General features: G+C 64.2%; 18 protein-coding genes. 2 read left to right on the top strand and 16 right to left on the bottom strand.

Going from position 1 to position 19078, the window contains the following annotated elements; translation table 11 throughout:
• Positions 1-38: 38 nt before the first annotated feature.
• From WBG56_RS14610 to WBG56_RS14565, 10 genes are all read right to left on the bottom strand, one after another.
• Positions 39-1268, bottom strand: coding sequence for an ABC transporter substrate-binding protein (locus tag WBG56_RS14610; protein WP_424269601.1), 1230 nt, complete (start codon positions 1266-1268; stop codon positions 39-41).
• A gap of 115 nt (positions 1269-1383) precedes the next feature.
• Entirely contained in the window at positions 1384-2895 is a 1512-nt protein-coding gene (locus WBG56_RS14605; protein WP_424269599.1) for an aldehyde dehydrogenase, read from the bottom strand.
• A 24-nt stretch (positions 2896-2919) separates the two neighbouring features.
• Positions 2920-3621 (bottom strand): ABC transporter ATP-binding protein, encoded by a 702-nt coding sequence (locus WBG56_RS14600; protein WP_424269597.1) that lies wholly within the window; start codon positions 3619-3621, stop codon positions 2920-2922.
• Positions 3614-4390, bottom strand: coding sequence for an ABC transporter ATP-binding protein (locus WBG56_RS14595; RefSeq protein ID WP_424269595.1), 777 nt, complete (start codon positions 4388-4390; stop codon positions 3614-3616). Before WBG56_RS14595 ends, WBG56_RS14600 begins: the two co-directional genes overlap by 8 nt.
• Before the next feature lies 1 nt (position 4391).
• Positions 4392-5420 carry a branched-chain amino acid ABC transporter permease gene (locus tag WBG56_RS14590; protein ID WP_424269593.1) on the bottom strand — a complete coding sequence of 343 codons (1029 nt, stop codon included), beginning with the start codon at positions 5418-5420 and terminating at the stop codon, positions 4392-4394.
• 3 nt (positions 5421-5423) lie between these two features.
• Positions 5424-6299 (bottom strand): branched-chain amino acid ABC transporter permease, encoded by an 876-nt coding sequence (locus tag WBG56_RS14585; RefSeq protein ID WP_424269591.1) that lies wholly within the window; start codon positions 6297-6299, stop codon positions 5424-5426.
• A gap of 40 nt (positions 6300-6339) precedes the next feature.
• On the bottom strand, positions 6340-7149 hold the full coding sequence (locus tag WBG56_RS14580) for an enoyl-CoA hydratase (RefSeq protein ID WP_424269589.1): 810 nt from the start codon (positions 7147-7149) through the stop codon (positions 6340-6342).
• Positions 7150-7450: 301 nt separating this feature from the next.
• Positions 7451-8278 carry an ammonia-dependent NAD(+) synthetase gene (nadE, locus tag WBG56_RS14575; RefSeq protein ID WP_424269897.1) on the bottom strand — a complete coding sequence of 276 codons (828 nt, stop codon included), beginning with the start codon at positions 8276-8278 and terminating at the stop codon, positions 7451-7453.
• A 118-nt stretch (positions 8279-8396) separates the two neighbouring features.
• Positions 8397-10085, bottom strand: a complete 1689-nt coding sequence (gene ilvD, locus WBG56_RS14570; protein WP_424269587.1) for a dihydroxy-acid dehydratase — start codon at positions 10083-10085, stop codon at positions 8397-8399.
• 101 nt (positions 10086-10186) lie between these two features.
• Positions 10187-10894 (bottom strand): Crp/Fnr family transcriptional regulator, encoded by a 708-nt coding sequence (locus tag WBG56_RS14565; RefSeq protein WP_424269585.1) that lies wholly within the window; start codon positions 10892-10894, stop codon positions 10187-10189.
• Positions 10895-11174: 280 nt separating this feature from the next.
• Here WBG56_RS14565 and WBG56_RS14560 point away from each other — a divergent pair, with 280 nt between their 5' ends.
• Both WBG56_RS14560 and ppc read left to right on the top strand, forming a co-directional pair.
• Positions 11175-11942, top strand: coding sequence for an SDR family NAD(P)-dependent oxidoreductase (locus WBG56_RS14560; RefSeq protein WP_424269583.1), 768 nt, complete (start codon positions 11175-11177; stop codon positions 11940-11942).
• A gap of 165 nt (positions 11943-12107) precedes the next feature.
• Positions 12108-14957, top strand: coding sequence for a phosphoenolpyruvate carboxylase (ppc, locus tag WBG56_RS14555; protein WP_424269581.1), 2850 nt, complete (start codon positions 12108-12110; stop codon positions 14955-14957).
• Here the strand turns inward: ppc and WBG56_RS14550 are convergent, their stop codons facing one another.
• The 6 genes from WBG56_RS14550 to WBG56_RS14525 form a co-directional block, all read right to left on the bottom strand.
• Complete coding sequence (locus WBG56_RS14550; protein WP_424269579.1) at positions 14958-15749, bottom strand: transporter substrate-binding domain-containing protein; 792 nt, start codon at positions 15747-15749, stop codon at positions 14958-14960.
• Between the two features lie 47 nt (positions 15750-15796).
• A complete protein-coding gene (locus tag WBG56_RS14545) occupies positions 15797-16525 on the bottom strand; it encodes an amino acid ABC transporter ATP-binding protein (protein WP_424269577.1) in 729 nt (242 codons plus the stop codon).
• A complete protein-coding gene (locus tag WBG56_RS14540; protein WP_424269575.1) occupies positions 16509-17159 on the bottom strand; it encodes an amino acid ABC transporter permease in 651 nt (216 codons plus the stop codon). Before WBG56_RS14540 ends, WBG56_RS14545 begins: the two co-directional genes overlap by 17 nt.
• 9 nt (positions 17160-17168) lie before the next feature.
• Positions 17169-17930 carry an amino acid ABC transporter permease gene (locus tag WBG56_RS14535; RefSeq protein ID WP_424269573.1) on the bottom strand — a complete coding sequence of 254 codons (762 nt, stop codon included), beginning with the start codon at positions 17928-17930 and terminating at the stop codon, positions 17169-17171.
• Between the two features lie 40 nt (positions 17931-17970).
• Positions 17971-18792 (bottom strand): NAD-dependent epimerase/dehydratase family protein, encoded by an 822-nt coding sequence (locus tag WBG56_RS14530; RefSeq protein WP_424269571.1) that lies wholly within the window; start codon positions 18790-18792, stop codon positions 17971-17973.
• Between the two features lie 26 nt (positions 18793-18818).
• Positions 18819-19078: hypothetical protein (locus tag WBG56_RS14525; protein ID WP_424269569.1), on the bottom strand; the 260-nt coding region annotated here is incomplete at its 5' end.

Below are 19078 nucleotides of genomic sequence, written 5' to 3'. Positions count from 1 at the left end.
CGCCCGCAGCGCCGGTGTTGAAGAAATGGCGCTGAGATCTACTGACGGGCGGGCAGAACCCCCTGGCGCTGACTGTCGGGCACCACGATGTCCGAACCCTTCGCCACGGAAACCAGCTCGTAGATATCGCCCGGCTCCTTGCTGGTGGAAGGATTCTTGGTCTTGTAGATGAAGAAGTCCTGCACCCACTGGTGATCGGAGGCCCGGATCGTCAGGGGATTGGGTTTCAGGGAATCCTCGACCTGATGGCCTTCCAGGGCCGAGATCACCTTGTCGCTGTCGGTGGTGCCGGCGCGCTGGATGGCCCGCAAGGTTTCACGGACGCCCAGGTAGGCATTCACCGCATTGGTCGTGGGCACCGGGTACTGCGCCTTCGGATACTTCTTCTGGTAGCGTTCCTTGAAGGCCTGGGCGCCCGCAGCGGGCACATCGTAGTGCCACTCCACGCCGGCCAGCGCGATCAGCGTGTTCTTCTCGGCGCCGATCGCCCAACTGTCCTCGAAGTCCAGCAGCGGCACGACAACCTTGGTTTCCTTGTACAGATTGAATTCCCAGATCTGCTGCAGCAGGGCCGTGGCGTCCACACCCGCGACGTTCACGACGATCATGTCCGGCTTGGCATTGCGCACCGCGATGATCTGAGAGCTGAAGTCGCGCGTGTTCAACGGCACCTTGATCTCGCCGAGGTCCTTCACGCCGGGGAAACCGGCCAGCACGCGGCGCTGCTCGGCGGTCTGCGTATGGCCGAACGAATAGTCGTGCGTCAGGAAGAACACCGACTTGCCCATTTTGGCCATTTCCGGAACGACCGCATTGGCGATCATGCTGCTGGGCGGCGGGACCAGGAACGAATAGGGATTGGCCTTGATCGTGACCAGTTCCTCCGCATTGGGATCGATCGCCAGGTTGATCACCTTATTGCGCTGCGCGAACTCGAACACCGCCGTGCTGACGGCGCTGCCGCCGCCGTTCAGGAAAAAGGCGACCTTCTTGGTTTCCAGCAGTTGATTGGCCTTGCGCACGGCCTGGGCCGGCGCCCCGGCATCCTCGTACAGCACCTCGACCTGACGGCCCAGAATGCCGCCCGCCGCATTGACTTCCTCGACGGCCATGTCGATACCCAGCCGTTCCGTGATGCCCAGGAACCCATAGTTCCCCGACAGGGGCAGCAGCGCCCCGATCTTCAGGGTTTCCTGCGCCTGGGCGCCCGGGACGCACAGCAGGCTGCCGGCGAAGAAAAGGCTGCCCAGAATCTTGGCATATTTCATGTCTACTCCATCCTTATGATTGACCGGCTCGGAATGAGCCGGAATGACTACTCCTTCCCGACCCCGCAGGCCGCGTGGCGGCACGCCATGCCCGGCGCGCCGCCACGTCGTGACATCAGCCCACGTGGATCCACACAGTCTTCAGTTGTGTATATTTGTCGAAGGCATGCGGCGATCGATCGCGACCGAACCCCGTCTGCTTCACGCCGCCGAACGGCACCGTCATGTCACCGGCATCGTAGGTATTGACCCAGACGATGCCGGACCGGATCTGCCGCGCCAGGCGGTGCGACCTGGACAGATCGCTCGTCCAGAGGCCCGCAGCCAGGCCGTACATCGAGTCATTGGCGATCCGCACGGCCTCGGCCTCGTCATCGAAAGGAATCACCGCCAGGACCGGGCCGAAGACCTCTTCCTGGGCCAGCGGCATGCGATTATCGACACCGCTGAACACCGTGGGCTGCATGTAGCTGCCCCCCGGCACAGCCGCCACGGCGCTGCCGCCGGCTTCCAGCACGGCGCCCGAACGTCGCGCGGTCTCGACATGGCCGCAAATCGCCTCCAGGTGCTCCTGGCTGACCACCGACCCCAGCACAGTCTTGGGATCCAGCGGATCGCCCGGCACCATGCGCGCGGCGAAGGCCTTCAGTTTCTCGACGAACTCATCGTGAATCGAACGCTGCACCAGCAGCCGGGACCCCGCATTGCACACCTGCCCGGAATTGAAGAAAATGCCCATCCCGGCCGCTTTCACCGCGGCATCCAGGTCATAGGCATCGGCGAAGACGATATGCGGACTCTTGCCGCCGCACTCGAGCCAGACCTGCTTCATGTTCGACTGGCCGGCATACGTCAGGAAGTATTTCCCGACCTCGGTGGACCCAGTGAACGCGACCATGTCCACGTCGGCGTGCAGGCCCAGCGCCTTCCCCGCCGTGTGGCCGAAGCCCGGGACCACATTGAACACGCCTGCGGGCACGCCCGCCTCGACGGCCAGCTCCGCAACGCGCAGCGCCGTCAGGGGGGACTGCTCGGCGGGCTTGAGCACGACGCTGTTGCCCGCAGCCAGGGCGGGACCGAATTTCCAGGCGGCCATCAGCAAGGGGAAATTCCAGGGCACGACCATGCCCACCACCCCCACGGGTTCCCGCCGGATCGTCGCCTGGACGCTCGGGTCCGTGGGCGCGACCTCATCGTACATTTTGTCGATCAGCTCGGCGTTCCACGCCACGCAATCCGCGGCCAAGGGGATATCCACCGTCCTCGAGAACCGGATGGGCTTGCCGACGTCCAGGGTTTCCAGCAACGCCAGCTCGTCCTGATGGCGGCGGATAAGCTCGGCGAACTTCAGCAGGACACGCTTGCGCTTGGCCGGCGCCAGCAGGGACCACGCTCCGCCCTCGAAGGCTGCGCGGGCCGACCGGACGGCCCGATCGACATCCGCATCGTCGCCGGCCGCGATGTGCGCCAGCGTGCGGCCATCGATCGGACTGACGCACGCAAAGGTTTCGCCCGACGCGGCGGAACCGAAAGCGCCGTCGATGTATATCCCCGACCGAATGTCCAGATCCAGACTGTGCGCCTGCCAATCATCGCGCGTCGGGGCGGTTTGTGTTTTATCGCTCATGATTCATTCCCAGAAATACAAAAATCACACGCCCAGCAGGTCGTGCCGCAGGCCATCGTCCCGGCGGATCGCCTCCGCGCTGCCTTCCCTGACGACCTGGCCGTGGTCCAGCACATAGCAACGGTCGGCCAGGTCCAGGGCGACGTTCAGGTTCTGCTCGACCAGAAGGACCGTCATGCGTTCGCGCTTCAGTTTGTGGATCGCCTCGACCAGGTCCTCCACCACGATCGGGGCCAGACCCTCGGTCGGCTCATCGAGCATCAGAAGCTGCGGGTTCCCCATGAGCGCGCGCGTGATCGACAGAATCTGCTGCTCGCCGCCGCTCAGGTTGCCCCCGCTGCGCTCGCGCAGTTCCGCCATCTTCGGGAACATGTCGTAGATGCGCTCCAGGGTCCAGGGCGCCTGTCCCTGGGCATTGCGCTTGGCGCCCAGACTCAGGTTCTCCTCGACGCTCAAGGTCGGGAAGATGCGCCGGTCCTCCGGCACCATCGCGATGCCCGCCTTTGCCACCTGGTAGGGCATCAGACCGCCCAGCGCCCGCCCCATGAACACGACCTCGCCCCCCTGGGGCGGCGTCAGGTTCATGATGCTGCGCAAAGTGGTCGTCTTGCCGGCGCCGTTGCGCCCGAGCAAGGACACGCACTCTCCCTCCCGCACCGCCAGGCTGGCGTCGAACAGGACGTGCGCATGGCCATAGAATGTATTGATTCCCTTCACTTCAAGCATGGCTCGTCTCTCCGGCCTGGATATCGAAACGGCGGCTGCCCAGGTAGGCTTCCTGGACCTGCTCGCTGGCCTGGATGTCGGCCGGCGCTCCCTGAGCGATCAGGCGGCCGCGGCTCAAGACCAGGATGGTGTCCGAGATCGACAGCACGACCGGCATGTGGTGCTCGACCAGCACGACCGTCAGCTCCCGGGCCAGATCGCCGATGAATTCGGACATCACCGAACTCTCGTACATCCCCAGACCGCTCATCGGCTCGTCCAGCAACAGAACCCGTGGCTGCGTCGCCAGGGACAGGCCCATTTCCAGGTGCCGCCGATGGCCGTGCGAGAGATCGCTGGCCACAACCCCTCGCTTGTCCTTGAGACGCACGCGCTCGAGCACTTCGCTCACGGCGTCCTCGACCTCGCCATTGCTGTCGACCCGGTCGAACAATTTCCATTGCCGGCCGAAGCGGCGCTGCACGGCGATGCGCACGTTCTGCTCGACGGTCAACGGATCGAAGATATTGAGGATCTGGAAAGTCCGGGTCAGGCCTTTCAGCACCTTTTCATGGATCGGCAGATCGGTGATGTCCTCGCCATCGAAGAACACCCGCCCGTTCGTCGGCGCATACAAGCCCGTCAACAGATTGAAGAACGAAGTCTTGCCCGCGCCATTGGGCCCGATGATGGAGGTCAGCTTGCCTTCTTCGATGCTGACCGAAACGTCGTCGACCGGCTTGATCATGCCGAATTGAACGGACAGGTTTTCCGTACGCAGGATTTCCATGTCAGTCCCCCGCCTTCACGGCATCTTGCGACGGGGCCGAGCCCTGGCCGCCGGCCTTGCGCCGGACCGCGCGGTACAGCCTGGAGAACGCTTCGGGCAGGCCGTTCGGAAAAGCAGTGACGATCAGGATGAACAGCAACCCGAAGAAAAACATCCAGTGCTCGGTATAGCTGCTGATCAGGTCCTGAGCGCCCACGAAGACGGCCGCGCCCAGCACGGGCCCCAGGAAACTGGTCAATCCGCCGCCCAGCAGGGTCATGATCACGATATTGCCGGATTCGACCCAGAACAGCGTCTGCGGGTAGACCGCATACTGGTGCCAGGCGAACAGCCCTCCGGCCAGGCCTGAAAAAGCGCCCGAGATCGTGAATGCCAGCAGCTTGTAGTAGACCGTCTCATAGCCCAGGTAGCGCGTGCGGATCTCGTTGCTCTTGATGGCCGTCAGCAGGCTGCCGAAGGGCGAATTCGTGATCTTCCAGAGCAAGGCCACGGACGCCGAGAAAATTACCAGGACCGTCCAATAGAAGACAGTGGGATTATTCATGTCCAGGAAGAACAGCATCGGGCGCTCGATACCCGTCAGCCCGGTCTCGCCTCCCGTGACCTCGTCCCAGCGCAAGGCGATGATATAGAACATCTGGCCGAACGCCAGGGTCAGCAGGCCGAAGTAGATCCCGCGCTTTTTCATGACCAGCACGCCGATCAGGAAAGCGGCCAGCATGCCGGCGACGGTGGCGCCGACCAGGCCTTCGACAAATCCGCCCATGCCATGGCCCCCCATGACACCCACCGCATAGGCCCCTGTCCCGAACAAGGCCGCATGCCCGAACGCGGGCAGCCCCGTGGTGCCCAGCATCAGGTTGTATCCCATCGCGAACAGGGCGATGATGAGCATTTCCGTCCCCAGGTTCAGGCTGATTCCCAGCGCCTGCAGCACCTGCGGCAACACGGCGAATCCGGCGAACAGCAACAGGAATGTCTTCGTGGGCATGCCGCCTGCGGCGCGCCCGCTTTTCTTTTCGGTTTTCATGGATTACTCCAGCACACTGCGCGTACCCATCAGGCCGCGCGGACGATAAAGCAGGATGACCACCGCCAACACGTACATCATCAGGTCGGCGAACCTGGGGATGAACATGACGGCGATCGAATTGGAGATCCCGACCAGCAGCCCGCCCAGGACGCTGCCCCAGAAGCTCCCCATGCCGCCGATCACCACGATGAGAAATGCCGGCAACAAGGCGTCCAGCCCCATCTGCGGACGGATGCTCCACAACGGAGCCGCGATGATGCCCGCCAAGGCGGCCATCGCGGCGGCCAGGCCGAACACCAGTGAACGGATGCGCGGCAGGTTCTTGCCCAGGACGCCCACCATCTCGCTGTCGTACGCCCCTGCCCGGATGATGGCGCCGTAGGGTGTGCGCGCCATGAACAGCCAGACCGAGAAAATCGCCAACAGGGCGAACAGGCCCATGAAAACGCGATACTTTGAATACAGCATGAAACCCAGATTCAAGACCCCCTGCACCTGCGCGGGAGGATCGATGGAATAGGCCAGCTTTCCCCAGATCATCTGGATCACGTCCTCGCCCGCCATGGCGATGCCGAAAGTCAGCAGCAGCACGAACAATGGATCCTTGCCATAGAGCCGCCGGATGAATACGTTCTCGAGCAGAATGCCGAGCGCGCCCACCAGCAGCGGCGCAAGCAGCAAAGCCGCCCAATAACCGGTCACCTTGTAGATGGTCAGCGCCAGATACGCCCCCAACGCGAACAACAGTCCATGGGAAAAATTGAGAATGCCCATGACCCCGAGGACCATGGTGAAGCCTGTGGCGACCAGCGCCAGAATCAAGCCCAGAATGACCCCATTGGTCAATTGGCTGAATATTTCTCCAATACCCGGCATACGACCCTCTCAGTGAGATGCCTGTCTAGATGGACGCCGCTTATCGTCCGGTGAACCGGGCAGCGCGTTTTTCCTTGAAATGCGCGACGCCTTCCTGAAAATCCTCGCTCAGGATGCTGTCGTACATTTCCCGGTTGGCCAGGACGACCGCCTGGCCCAGGCTCTGATAGGGAGCCTCCCAGAGCTGCCGCTTCATGACACGCACGGAACGGGGCGACACATCGCGGGACAGCGTGTCCGCCAGGGCGTAGGCCTCTTCCAGCAAATGCTCCGGCTCGACGAGGCGTTGCACCAGTCCGATACGCAGCGCTTCGTCCGCGTCGACCTTGCGTGAAGTCAGCAACAGGTCGATGGCATGCGCATGGCCGACCACGCGAGGCAGGATCCACGCGATACCGTGTTCGGCGATCAGGCCGCGCTTGGCGAAGGCCGTGGCGAACACCGCCGAGGTCGACGCGATCCGAAAATCGCTGTAAAGCGCGAAGATCAGGCCCAAGCCGGCTGCTGCGCCGTTGATGGCCGAAATGACCGGCTTGTCGATATTGGGGAAATACGAATACCGCGTTTGATAATCCGCGCGACGGTTCATGTCGTAGGGGCGCATCCATTCGCGCCGACCGATGTCGTCGGGCGGCAGGACTTCGAGTTCGTCCATGTCCATCCCGGCGCAGAACGCCCGTCCCGCCCCGGTCAGGACCACCGCCCGGACCTGGTCGTCTCGTCCCGCCTGATCCAGGGCCGACCACAGTTCAGTTTCCAGCACCTTGGTGAGCGCATTCATACGCTCGGGGCGGTTCAGGGTGATGGTCGCCACCGACCCGTCCACCGCATACATGATTTGGCTGTACATAAGCCCGTCGTCCTCCGAACGTGAATTTTATCTTTAATAATCATCAGATTTATTAATTGTATTTTATGTGTACATCAGCAGTACGTCAACAGGATATCAAAGAATGGAGGCACACGCGGACACGCCTTGGCGAAGAAGGCCTTGTTGAAAGAACCCGCAGTCGATCTACCGTGCCGGCCCGCGGGCGCCCGGATATCGGTGCGATGGAGGGGAATCGTCCAGGAAGGAAGGCCCGGTCACTCGAAGAGAGCCGGGTTCCTGGAGAAAACGGGCGCCGCCAAGCGGCGGGGCGCCGGTTGCGTCAGGGCGCGATCGGCAGCGCCCGCTTGTGGGCGCTGCGCCGCCAGGTGCCCACGATGATCTCGAAGGCTTCGGGAGAGACATCCCGGCCTTCCAGGAAATCGTCGATCTGCTGGTAGCTGACGCCGAACGCGTCTTCGTCCGGCTTCAGGGGCTTGAGCAATTCGAGGTCGGCGGTGGGGACCTTCAGCACCAGGGCGTCGGGCGCCCCCATGGCGCCGGCCAGCGCCCGGACCCGGCGCTTGTTCAGTCCGGCCAGCGGGGTGACGTCGGCCGCGCCATCGCCGAATTTGGTGAAGAAGCCCATCAGGGCCTCGGCCGCATGATCCGTGCCCACCACCAGCCCGCCGCGCGCGCCGGCCACGGCATACTGGGCGATCATGCGCTGGCGGGCCTTGATGTTGCCATGCAGGAAATCCTGCTGCGCGGCATCGCGAAACACCTGTCCCGAAGCCTGCACCGCCGCCAGCATGGCGTCGGACGCGGGCCGCACGTCCACCGTCAGGGTTTCGTCGGGCTGGATGACCTGCAGGCTGGCCTGGGCATCGGCCTCGTCCAGCTGCGTGCCATAGGGCAGGCGCATGGCCACAAACCGGGCATCCCCGCCCTGCTCGCGCACCCGCTGCACGGCCCGCTGCGACAGGCAGCCCGCCGTCAGGGAATCCACCCCGCCGCTGATCCCCAGCACCAGCGCGCGGGCGCCCGTGCTGCGCAGCAGTTCCGCCAGGAAATCCACCCGCTGTTCGATTTCGGCAGCGGCATCGAATGCGTCGCGCACCCCCAGACCCAGGCGGATCTGCAATTGCAAAGCGCGTTGTTCGGCAGTCAGCAAGACCAGTCTCCATTCAAAAAGGGCCGGACCCCGGAAGCCGCCGTCAGACGGCCCGGGAAATCCAGCCCGATACGATACTGCAGAACGGCCCGCCGATAGAGCGGGCCGCCCGGAATCAGCTGCGGTCTTCGAATCGATCCAGCACGGCGCCGGTGCTGGCGTCGGAGCAGTTGAAGGCGAATTTCGCCTGCACCCCGCGCGTATAGCGGGGTTTGGGCGGCGTCCAGGCGGCGCGGCGCTTGGCCAGGACTTCGTCGGCGACGTTCACCTGCAGCAATTGCTTATGGGCGTCGATGGTGATGGAATCGCCTTCCTCGACCAGGGCGATCGTGCCGCCCACGGCCGCTTCGGGGGCCACATGGCCCACGACCATGCCCCAGGTACCGCCCGAAAAGCGGCCATCGGTGACCAGGCCCACGGAATCGCCCAGGCCTTCGCCCACCAGGGCGCTGGTCGGCGCCAGCATTTCCGGCATCCCCGGGCCGCCCTTGGGTCCCAGGTAACGCAGGATCAGCACGTCGCCGGCATGGATCTTGCCCGCCAAGATGGCGTCCATGGCGGACTGTTCGTCGTCGAACACCCGCGCCGGACCGGTGATGGCCGGGTTCTTCAGGCCGGTGATCTTCGCCACGGCGCCCAGCTCGGCCAGATTGCCCTTCAGGATGGCCAGGTGGCCTTCGGCGTACAGGGCATTGTCCAGGGTATGGATCACGTCCTGGTCAACGGGGACGTCGGGCACGTCCTTCAGCGTTTCGGCGATGGTCTTGCCGGTGATGGTGATGCAATCGCCATGCAGCAGGCCGGCGTTCAGCAGCAGCTTCATCACCTGGGGCACGCCGCCCGCCTTGTGGAAATCCACCACCAGGTGCTTGCCGCTGGGCTTCAGGTCGCAGATGACCGGCACGCGGCGGCGCACGCGTTCGAAGTCGTCGATGGTCCAGTCGACTTCCGCGGCGTGAGCAATCGCCAGGATGTGCAGCACCGCATTGGTCGAGCCGCCGGTGGCCATGATGACGGCCACGGCGTTTTCAATGGACTTGCGCGTGACGATGTCGCGCGGCTTCAGATCCAGTTCGACGGCCTTCAGCAGCACCCGGGCCGATTCGGCGGCCGAATCGATCTTTTCCTGGTGCACGTTGGCCATGGTCGAAGAATACGGCAGGCTCATGCCCATGACCTCGAAGGCCGAGCTCATGGTGTTGGCCGTGTACATGCCGCCGCAGGACCCGCTGCAGGGAATGGCATGGGTTTCGATATTGCGCAGGTCGGTCTCGGTCATGCGTCCGGCGGCGTGTTCGCCGACCGCTTCGAAGACGCTGACGATGTTCAGATCCTGGCCGTTGTAGCTGCCCGGCAGGATGGTGCCGCCGTAGACATAGATGGACGGCACATTGGAGCGCAGCATGCCCATCATGCCGCCGGGCATGTTCTTGTCGCAGCCGCCGATCACCAGCACGCCATCCATCCACTGACCCTGCACACAGGTTTCCACGCAGTCGGCGATGACTTCGCGCGAGACCAGGGAATACTTCATGCCTTCCGTGCCCATGGCCATGCCGTCGGAAATCGTCGGCGTGCCGAACATCTGCGGATTGCCGCCGGAGACCTTGATCGCCGCCGCCGCCGCATCCGCCAGCGGCTGCAGGCCGCTGTTGCAAGGCGTGATGGTGCTTTGCCCGTTGGCAATGCCGATCATGGGTTTGTTGAAGTCGTCTTCTGTATAGCCCAGGGCGTAATACATGGAACGGTTCGGTGCGCGGGCCACCCCCTGGGTGATGTTGGATGAGCGCAAAGGCTTGGACATGAGCGGATCCTTACGGGTTGTTTCTGCGGACAATCTTCAAGTGTACGGCTTGTTTGCCGCAGGCGCAGCGGGAACCGGCGCAATCTGCAGGTATCCGTCGCTCAGAAGCTGCGCCGTGCAGCCTGCGCCAGGGATTCCAGAAACGACGGATTCAGCAAGGCCCAATCCCGCCTGGCGCCGGAAATATGCCCCTGCGCGACCCAATCGGCCAACAGTCGGCTGAGCGTCTCCGGCCGCACCCCCAGATGCGCGGCCAGTTGCCGCTGGGTCAGCGGCAGGCGCACCGGGCCGTCCGCGGGGTCGCCGTGCAAGCGCAGCAGGTAATCGGCCAGGCGCTGGGCGGCGGTGCTGTCGCTGTACCACTCGACATCGTTGACGCGCTGATAGACCCGGTCGCTCAGGCGGTTCAGCAGGCGCATGGCCAGCTCGGGCCAGGCCCGGACGGCTTCCTGCAAGCCCGTGCGCTTCAGGCACAGCACGACGGCGTCGCCCCGCGAACGCGCCTCCATGGGGTAGCGGCCATGGGTCATGAACATGGCGGTTTCCGCCAGCATCTGTCCCGGGTGGAAAATCGAAAACACGCGTTCCTGGCCATCCTGGGTATGGCGCAGCACCTCGATGCTGCCGCTGAAGACATACAGGTATTCGACGGCCTCCCCGCCCTCGTGGAACAAGGTCTTGCCATCCTGCGTGTGCAGGACGGCGGCATCGCGCAGCAAGATCGGCCGCATGTCCTCGGGCATGCCCTGGAACAGCGGGTGGCCAAAGACCTGGGCGGGGGAACCCCCGGCCCCATCGACTTTTGTCATCGTGAATCCAATCCTGTGAATGAGGCGGCATGCGGCCAAGCGGCCCGCATCCTGCAAGGGCCGACGCCCTCGAAAACATCATACTGCGTCATAGCCGGATACCCGCGGGCCAGGACACGGCAGGGACGACGGCAGACTTCCGGGCCGCTCCCGGAAAACCAGATCCTCCGCGCCCATCCGGCATCGTTCTTCGGGAACCGATCCGGCATAATAAGTCCGTCGACCCGCGCCGGTTCCCGGCGCGCGGCCCAGGCGACGCCACTGCCGAGGAAACCACATCATGAACGGCCAGAACCGGCCGGCCGAACAGGCCGGCGCCATTCTCATCACCGGCGCGGGCCGGGGCATCGGCGCAGCGACGGCGCTGGCCGTGGCGCAAGCGGGCCACGACGTCATCGTCAACTACGCGCGCGACGACGCGGCAGCGACTGCCGTCGCCGACCAGATCCGGGCACTGGGCCGCCGGGCATTCGCCATCCAGGCCGACGTCGCCCGCCCGGACGAGGTCCAGCGCATGTTTCAACACGCGGAGTCGGCCGCCGGCCGGATAACCGGCCTGGTCAACAACGCGGGGATCACAGGACCGATCGGACCATTCGACCGGACGCCCGACGAGGTGATCGAACACGTGTTCGACGTCAACGTACTGGGCGCCATGCGCTGTACGCGCCAGGCCCTGGCCCACTTCAGGCGCCACCGCCTGGCCGGCGTGATCGTGAACGTGTCATCCGTCGCGGCGCGCACCGGCAGCCCCGGCGAATACGTGCACTACGCGGCCAGCAAGGCGGCGCTCGACGCCTTCACCCTGGGATTGGCGCGGGAAGTCGCGGCCGAGGGCATCCGCGTCTGCGGCCTGGCGCCCGGAAGCACCCTGACGGGCATCCATGCCGCGGCCGGCGAACCGGACCGCCCCACGCGCATCGCGCCCAGGATTCCGCTGGGCCGGCTGGCGGAACCCGGCGAAATCGCAGCGGCCATTGCCTGGCTGCTATCGCCGGCCGCATCCTACATCACCGGCACCACGGTGGCTTGCGCCGGCGGCTTGTAGGCAGCTCCGCCATCCGGCCCGGCCCGCGCTGTTATAAGAAAAACGCATAACAGCTATGCGAAGATTGCCCTAATGCGCTTATTATGAACGGCCGCCCGCGCGGGGCTCCCTGCGCGGTCGCGGCACCCAAGCGCCATTCAATCCTCGATCCATGATGGAGACCCCGTGAAGCCCGCATCCCCGAACGACGTCATTTCCCCTCTGCGACAGGACATCCGGCTGCTGGGCCGCACATTAGGGGAAGTCATCCGGGAATGCGAAGGCCGCCCCATCTACGACGTGATTGAAAAGCTGCGCCGCGCCGCCGTCACATTCCGCCGCGAAGGCCAGGACAAGGACGGCCGCATGCTGGAACGCCAGATCCGCAAACTGGCGGACGGCGAGGCCAATTCGGTCGCCCGCGCCTTCAGCTATTTCCTGCACCTGTCCAACATCGCCGAAGACCGCGACCAGACCCGCCGCCAGCGCCTGCAGTGGCAGGCCGATGGCTCGGCCACGCCCGGCAGCCTGCAACATGCCGTGGAACGCCTGAAATCGGGCGGCCTGTCGGGCAGCCGCATCCGCCAGCATCTGTCCCAGGCCTGCATCGTCCCGGTGCTGACCGCCCACCCGACCGAAGTGCAGCGCAAGAGCACCCTGGACCTGCACCAGGAAGTCGCCCGGCACCTGCGCCACATGGACGCGCCCCACGCGCCCCTGGAAGCCGCGCACCTGCAGGAACGGCTGACGGGCCTGATCGCCGCGCTGTGGCAGACCCGCATGCTGCGCCAAAGCAAGCTGACGGTACTGGACGAAATCGACAACGCCCTGTCGTACTACACCAGCACGTTCTTCAGCACCCTGCCCCAACTGCACCTGGACATGGGGGCTTTGCTGCGAAAACCGCCGAAATCCGTCTTTGACGTGGACAACGCGCCGCTGCCCTCTTTCGCCCACATGGGCAGTTGGATCGGCGGGGACCGCGACGGCAACCCCAACGTCAACGCAGCCACGCTGGAGCAAGCCCTGCTGCGCCAATCGGCCCACGCCTTGCGCTATTACCTGACCGAAATCCATGCCCTGGGGGCCGAGCTGTCGGTGTCCCAGTCGCTGATGCAGGTCACGCCCGCCCTGGCCGACCTTGCCGCCAGCAGCCAGGACCCGTCCACCCACCGCCAGGACGAGCCCTATCGGCGGGCCAGCATCCATATCTATGCCCGGCTGGCCGCCACCGCCCTGGCTTTGACCGGGCGCCGGCTGGCCCGACGCAACACCTACGACGCCCCCGCCTACGCGGCGGCATCCGAGCTGGCGGCCGACCTGCGCACCATTGCCGAATCCCTGGATACCCATCACGGCGCCCTGGTGGGCCGGCTGCGCCTGACGCATCTGCGCCAGGCGGTGGAAATCTTCGGCTTTCACCTGGCGACCGTCGATCTGCGGCAAAGCTCCGACGTGCACGAGCGCGTGTTCGACGAACTGATGCAACACGCCGGTGTCACGCTGGACGGCAAGTCCGTCCGCTATGCGCGGTTGTCCGAAACGGACCGCGTCCGGGTCCTGCGCCAGGAGCTGCGCGAACCGCGCCCGCTGGTCTCCCCCTGGGTCGAATATTCGGCGGAAACCACCAAGGAACTGGCCATCCTGCGCATGGCCGCCGATGGCCGCCGCCGCTTCGGCGCGGCCGCCATCCGCCAATCCATCGTGTCGCACACGGAGACCCTCAGCGACCTGCTGGAAGCGCTGGTGCTGCAGCAGGAAACCGGCCTGATCGCGCCGACGGTGGGCCAACCCGCGGCGCAGGAAGGCTTGATGGTGGTGCCGCTGTTCGAGACCATCCCCGATCTGGAGCGCGGCCCCGAGATCATGGATGCCTGGCTGTCGCTGCCCGAAGTCGCCGCCCGCGTGCGCCAGGCGCAGGACGGCATCCAGGAAGTGATGCTGGGCTATTCGGACAGCAACAAGGATGGCGGCTATCTGACGTCCAACTGGTCGCTGTACCAGGCGGAACGCCGCCTGGTCGAGGTCTTCCGCAAGCATCGCACCCGCCTGCGCCTGTTCCACGGCCGGGGCGGTTCCGTGGGCCGGGGCGGCGGCCCCAGCTACGATTCCATCGTCGCGCAGCCGCCCGGCACCGTGAACAACCAGATCCGCCTGACGGAACAGGGGGAAATCATCCAGGGCCGCTACAAAGACGCGGAGGTCGGCCGCTGGCACCTGGAACTGTTCGTGGCCGCCACCCTGGAAGCCAGCCTGGCGGGCGCGCCCGCCGCCCGCCACGAAGACCAGAACGCCACGGAATACGGCGAAGCCATGGCCTGGATGTCGCAGACGGCCCGGGAAGCATACCGGGACCTGGTCTACGGCACGGAAGGGTTCACGGACTATTTCTTCGCCTCGACCCCGATCCGGGAGATCGCCGGCCTGAACATCGGGTCGCGGCCGTCTTCACGCAAGGCCTTGCAGCGCATCGAAGACCTGCGCGCCATCCCCTGGTCGTTTTCCTGGGCGCAATGCCGCCTGCCGCTGCCCGGCTGGTACGGCGTCGGCACGGCCCTGACCCGCTATCTGGACGAAGGCGGCCCCGATCATGCCCTGGGCCGCGAAACGCGCCTGCTGCGCCTGCAGGCCATGGCCCGCGACTGGCCGTTTTTCCGCACCCTGCTGTCCAATATGGAACAGGTGCTGGCCAAGACCGACCTGGCCATCGGCCGCGCCTATGCCGAACTGCTGACCGACAAGGCCTTGCGCAAGCAGATCTTTACCCGCATCGAAAGCGAATACCACGCCACCCTCGGCATATTCCGCGACATCACGGGGCACGAGCTGCTGGCCCACGATGCCCCGCTGCAGGCGGCCCTGGCCGAACGCTTCGCCTATATCGACCCGCTGAACCACCTGCAGGTGGAACTGCTGCGCCGCATGCGTTCAGGCGCCGCATCGGCGCACCGCGCCAACGAACAGGAATCCCGCGACCAGCGGGCAATCCACATGACGATCAACGGGATTGCGGCCGGCCTGCGGAACTCAGGGTAATCAAGCCCCGTTGGCCAGCACGGACGGGCTCAGGTCGTTGCCGTGGTACTTCTTGTAGGCGGCATTCAGATTGCCGTTCTTCAGGTTCTTGCGCACCCACTCGTCCAGCCAGGCCTTCAGCTTCGGGGTCTGCTTGGGCATGGCGATCCCCAGCATGAATTCATGCTGGACGAACTTGGTTTCGTAGGGATCGTTCTTCAGCTTCTTGTTGACTTCCGCCACGTTGGGCCACTGCGACGAGATGGCCTGGACCTGCTTTGAGGCCGCTGCCGTGACCAGCGTGGCATCATCCTCGAATCGCCGGATATTGGCATCCGGCGCGTTCTTCGTGATGTCGGTATCGTTGACCGTTGCGCGGGTCACGCCGATCTTGACCCCCTTCAGATCCTTGTAGTCCGCGATCTTCAGTTCTTTCGGGGCGGCCACGATGATCTGCAAAGAAGCATACGGCACGGAAAAGTCGATGACCTTGGAACGCTCCGCGGTGATCGACAGATTGGCGACGGCGATATCCGCCTTGCCGGTCTGAATGGTCGGGATGCGCGCCGCGTTGGTGATGGGCACCAGTTCCAGTTTGACCCCCAGGTCCTTCGCCAGCATCTCAGCCGTGCTCACGTCGGATCCTTCCGGCTGCATCTGGGCGTTGGCGTAGCTGAACATGGGAACGCCCATGGCGATGGCGACCCGGATCACGCCATCTTTCTTGATCTGATCCAGATCGCCGGCCTGCGCCGTCATGCCAAAAGCGCACAGGCTTGCGGCGGCGATCCATGCTGTCTTCTTGAACTTCATCCAAGTCTCCTTCGGTGGGTTGTGACGAGGCTGCGCGCCTCTTGAATTTATAGGCCATTGCCTATGAAGTCCTGCAGTTCCTGAGTGGCGGGGTTGACCAGGATTTCGGGGCCGCCGGTTTCCCAGACCTGCCCTTCGTGCATGAAAATGATCTGGTCCGCCACTCGCCGGGCGAAGGCCATTTCGTGCGTCACCAGCACCATCGTCATCCCGCCTTCCGCCAGTTTTTCGATGACCTTGAGGACCTCTCCGGTCAGCTTCGGGTCCAGCGCGGATGTGACCTCGTCGAACAGCATGACCTGGGGTTCCATCGCCAACGACCGGGCGATGGCGACCCGCTGCTGCTGTCCGCCGGAAAGCTGTTCCGGGTAGCTGTCGTATTTTTCCAGCAGACCCACGGTCTCCAGCACGGCGCGGGCGCGGTCTTCCGCCGCCTTGCGCGACAGCTTGCGCACATGCTTGAGCGCCAGGGTGATGTTGTGGCCGACCGTCAGGTGGGGAAAGAGGTTGTAGCTCTGGAACACGATGCCGACGTCCTTGCGCAGCTGTTCCAGATCGACCTTGTCGCCGCCCAGCAGATGACCGCACACCTGGATGGCGCCTTCATCGATGGTTTCGAGGCGGTCCATGCATCTGAGCGCGGTGCTCTTCCCGGACCCGCTCTGGCCGATGATGGCGACGACCTGCCCTCGGGCGATGTCGAAGGTCACGCCCTTGAGCACCTGGTTGTGCCCGAAACTCTTATGAACGTTCTGGAGGCTAACGACGACTGACATTTAACTTCCTCTCCATGGTTCGGCTCCACTTCGACAAGGGGTAGCACAGTAAAAAGTAGAAGCCGCCCACCAGCGCGAACACCAGGAACGGCTGGAACAGCGAGTTGTTGATGATCTGGCCCGCACGGGTCAACTCGACGAAGCCGACCACGGACGCCAGCGAAGTGGACTTGAGCACCTGCACCAGGAAACCGACCGTTGCCGGCAGGGACAGACGCACCGCCTGCGGAATCACCACCAGGATCAGCGATTGCCAGCGCGACAGGCCCAGGCATTCGGCGGCTTCCCACTGGGTCTTTTCGATCGACTCCACGCTGCCGCGCCAGATCTCGCCCAGAAAGGCGCTGACGTAGACCATCAAGGCAATGCCCGCCGCGGCCAGCGGCGGCACGTCGATGCCGAAAATCCCCACGCCGAAGTAGACGATGAACAGCAGGACCAGCAAGGGGATGCCTTGAATCATCTGGATGAATACGGCTGCGACGGCCCGGATGATGCCGGACCGGGAAACCCGCGCCAGCATGACCCCGAACCCCGCGATGGATCCCAGGACGAAGGACAAGGCCGACAGCACCAGCGTCCAGCCCAGGCCCTTGAGCAGATAGACGAATTGCACGAAGGTGAAATGGTCCATGGATGGCTCCTAGACGGCGGACTGGCGGGCCGCCACCGACGGCGGGGTCTGGCGGCGCGCGGCGGCGTGAGACGCCAGCGACGCGGCACGGGCGTCCCGCGCGATGATGCGGCGCCTGCGAAACAGCAGGGTGCCGCCCAGCCAGAACAGCGTCTTCAGGATGACGGCCAGCACGAGATACAGGCCTGCGACGACGATGTAGGTTTCCAGCGATAGAAACGTGATCGACTGGATGTTGTTGGCGGCGCCGGTCAGCTCCTCGGCGGAAATCTGCGAGGTCACGGACGACATCAGCATCATCAACACGAACTGGCTGGTGATGGACGGGTAGACCTTTTCAAAAGCGGGCAGCATGACGACGTGCCAGTAGATGCGCGGACGCGACAGGCCCAGGCATTCGGCGGCTTCGACCTGGCCCGGCGGCACGGCGTCCATGCCGGCCCGGATGATCTCCGCCGAATAGGCCCCCACATTGATGACCATGGTGATCACCGCCGCCACGGCCGCCGGCATGGTGTAGCCCAGGCTGGACAGGCCGAAATAGAAGATGAAGATCTGCACCAGGAACGGCGTATTGCGCACCGCTTCTATATAAACGCCGCACAAGCCCGACAGCCAGCGCCGGCTGCCGCGCCGCCCGATCGCGCACAAGATGCCCAGGATCAAGCCGAACACGGTCGAGGCCAGCGTCAGTTCCAGAGTGGTGACCGCGCCGTCGAGGAACATTTTCCAATACGGCGCCAGTCCTAGAAAATCGAAGGTATAGCGCACACTGAACCTCGCGTCTGGCGTAATGATGAATGATCGGCGGTCAGGCCGGCGCCTTGACGGGGTCGAAAGGCCCCTGCGCAGTAAAGACGCCGCCCTGCCAGACCATGGCCGGGTCGTCGGCCGCCGGCATGGGCTGCCGCTCGATCTGATCGCGGAAGGTTTCCGACGTGTCCTGCGGCGCGTAGTTCAGGTGGGCCGCCTGCGAATTGGTCCACCAGACCTCCTTGTTGGCCGACATGCCGAAGGCGATGGTGTGGCCGATGCCGGGCGTGAACAGGCCGCGGCGGATCAGTTCGGTCAGGTCCCGGCTGCTGAGCCACGTATGCATCATCCGGCGATCCTTGGGTTCCGGAAACGAAGACCCGATGCGGATGGTCAGCGTCTCGATCCCATAGCGATCATGGTAGAAGCTCGCCATGCCTTCGCCATAGACCTTCGAAAGGCCATAGTAGCCATCCGGCCGGGTGGGCATCATGGCGTCCAGGTGTTCGGACTGGCGATAGAAGCCGACCGCATGGACGGAACTGGCGTAGATGACCCGGCGCACGCCGTGGCGACGCGCCGCTTCGTAGATGTGGAACACACCCTTGATGTTGGCTTCGAGGATTTCCTCGAAGGGACGCTCGACCGACACCCCGCCCATGTGGACGATGGCATCGCAACCCTGCACCAGTTCATCGACCGCTTGCCTGTCCGCCAAGTTGCAGAGACGCACTTCCTCGTTCGCCCGGGGATCGCCCAGGGACTGCACATCCGAAAGGCGCAGGACGTTCGCCAGGGGTTTGAGCGTGTCGCGCAGGACTTGACCCAGCCCGCCGGCGGCGCCGGTCAATAGCAGTCGTTCGAATTTGTGCTCGGCCACGCCCTTCTCCACATACGGTCAAGGGGCTATTGTGATATGTTGTCGTATAACCAGAAATCAGCAATTACCCTAATTTCCTGAGCAGCCGCAAACGTAATGTTAAAGAGATGCAACGATCGGCGAGCGATCGTTTTCGGCATTGCTTCATTCCCCATCATGTTGTATGATGACGTATATCTAAATAAGGAAAGAACGGATTGATGCGTTCTTTCACTACCAGAGGACGTTTTCATGATTGCGCACCAGGAACTGAAGGAAATAATGAACGACGGGCTGCTGTCGTTTC

The organism is Castellaniella sp. (genome assembly GCF_049671645.1).
In the GTDB taxonomy this organism is placed as follows: Bacteria; Pseudomonadota; Gammaproteobacteria; order Burkholderiales; family Burkholderiaceae_B; genus Castellaniella.
This window is presented reverse-complemented; position numbering and strand designations above follow the sequence as displayed.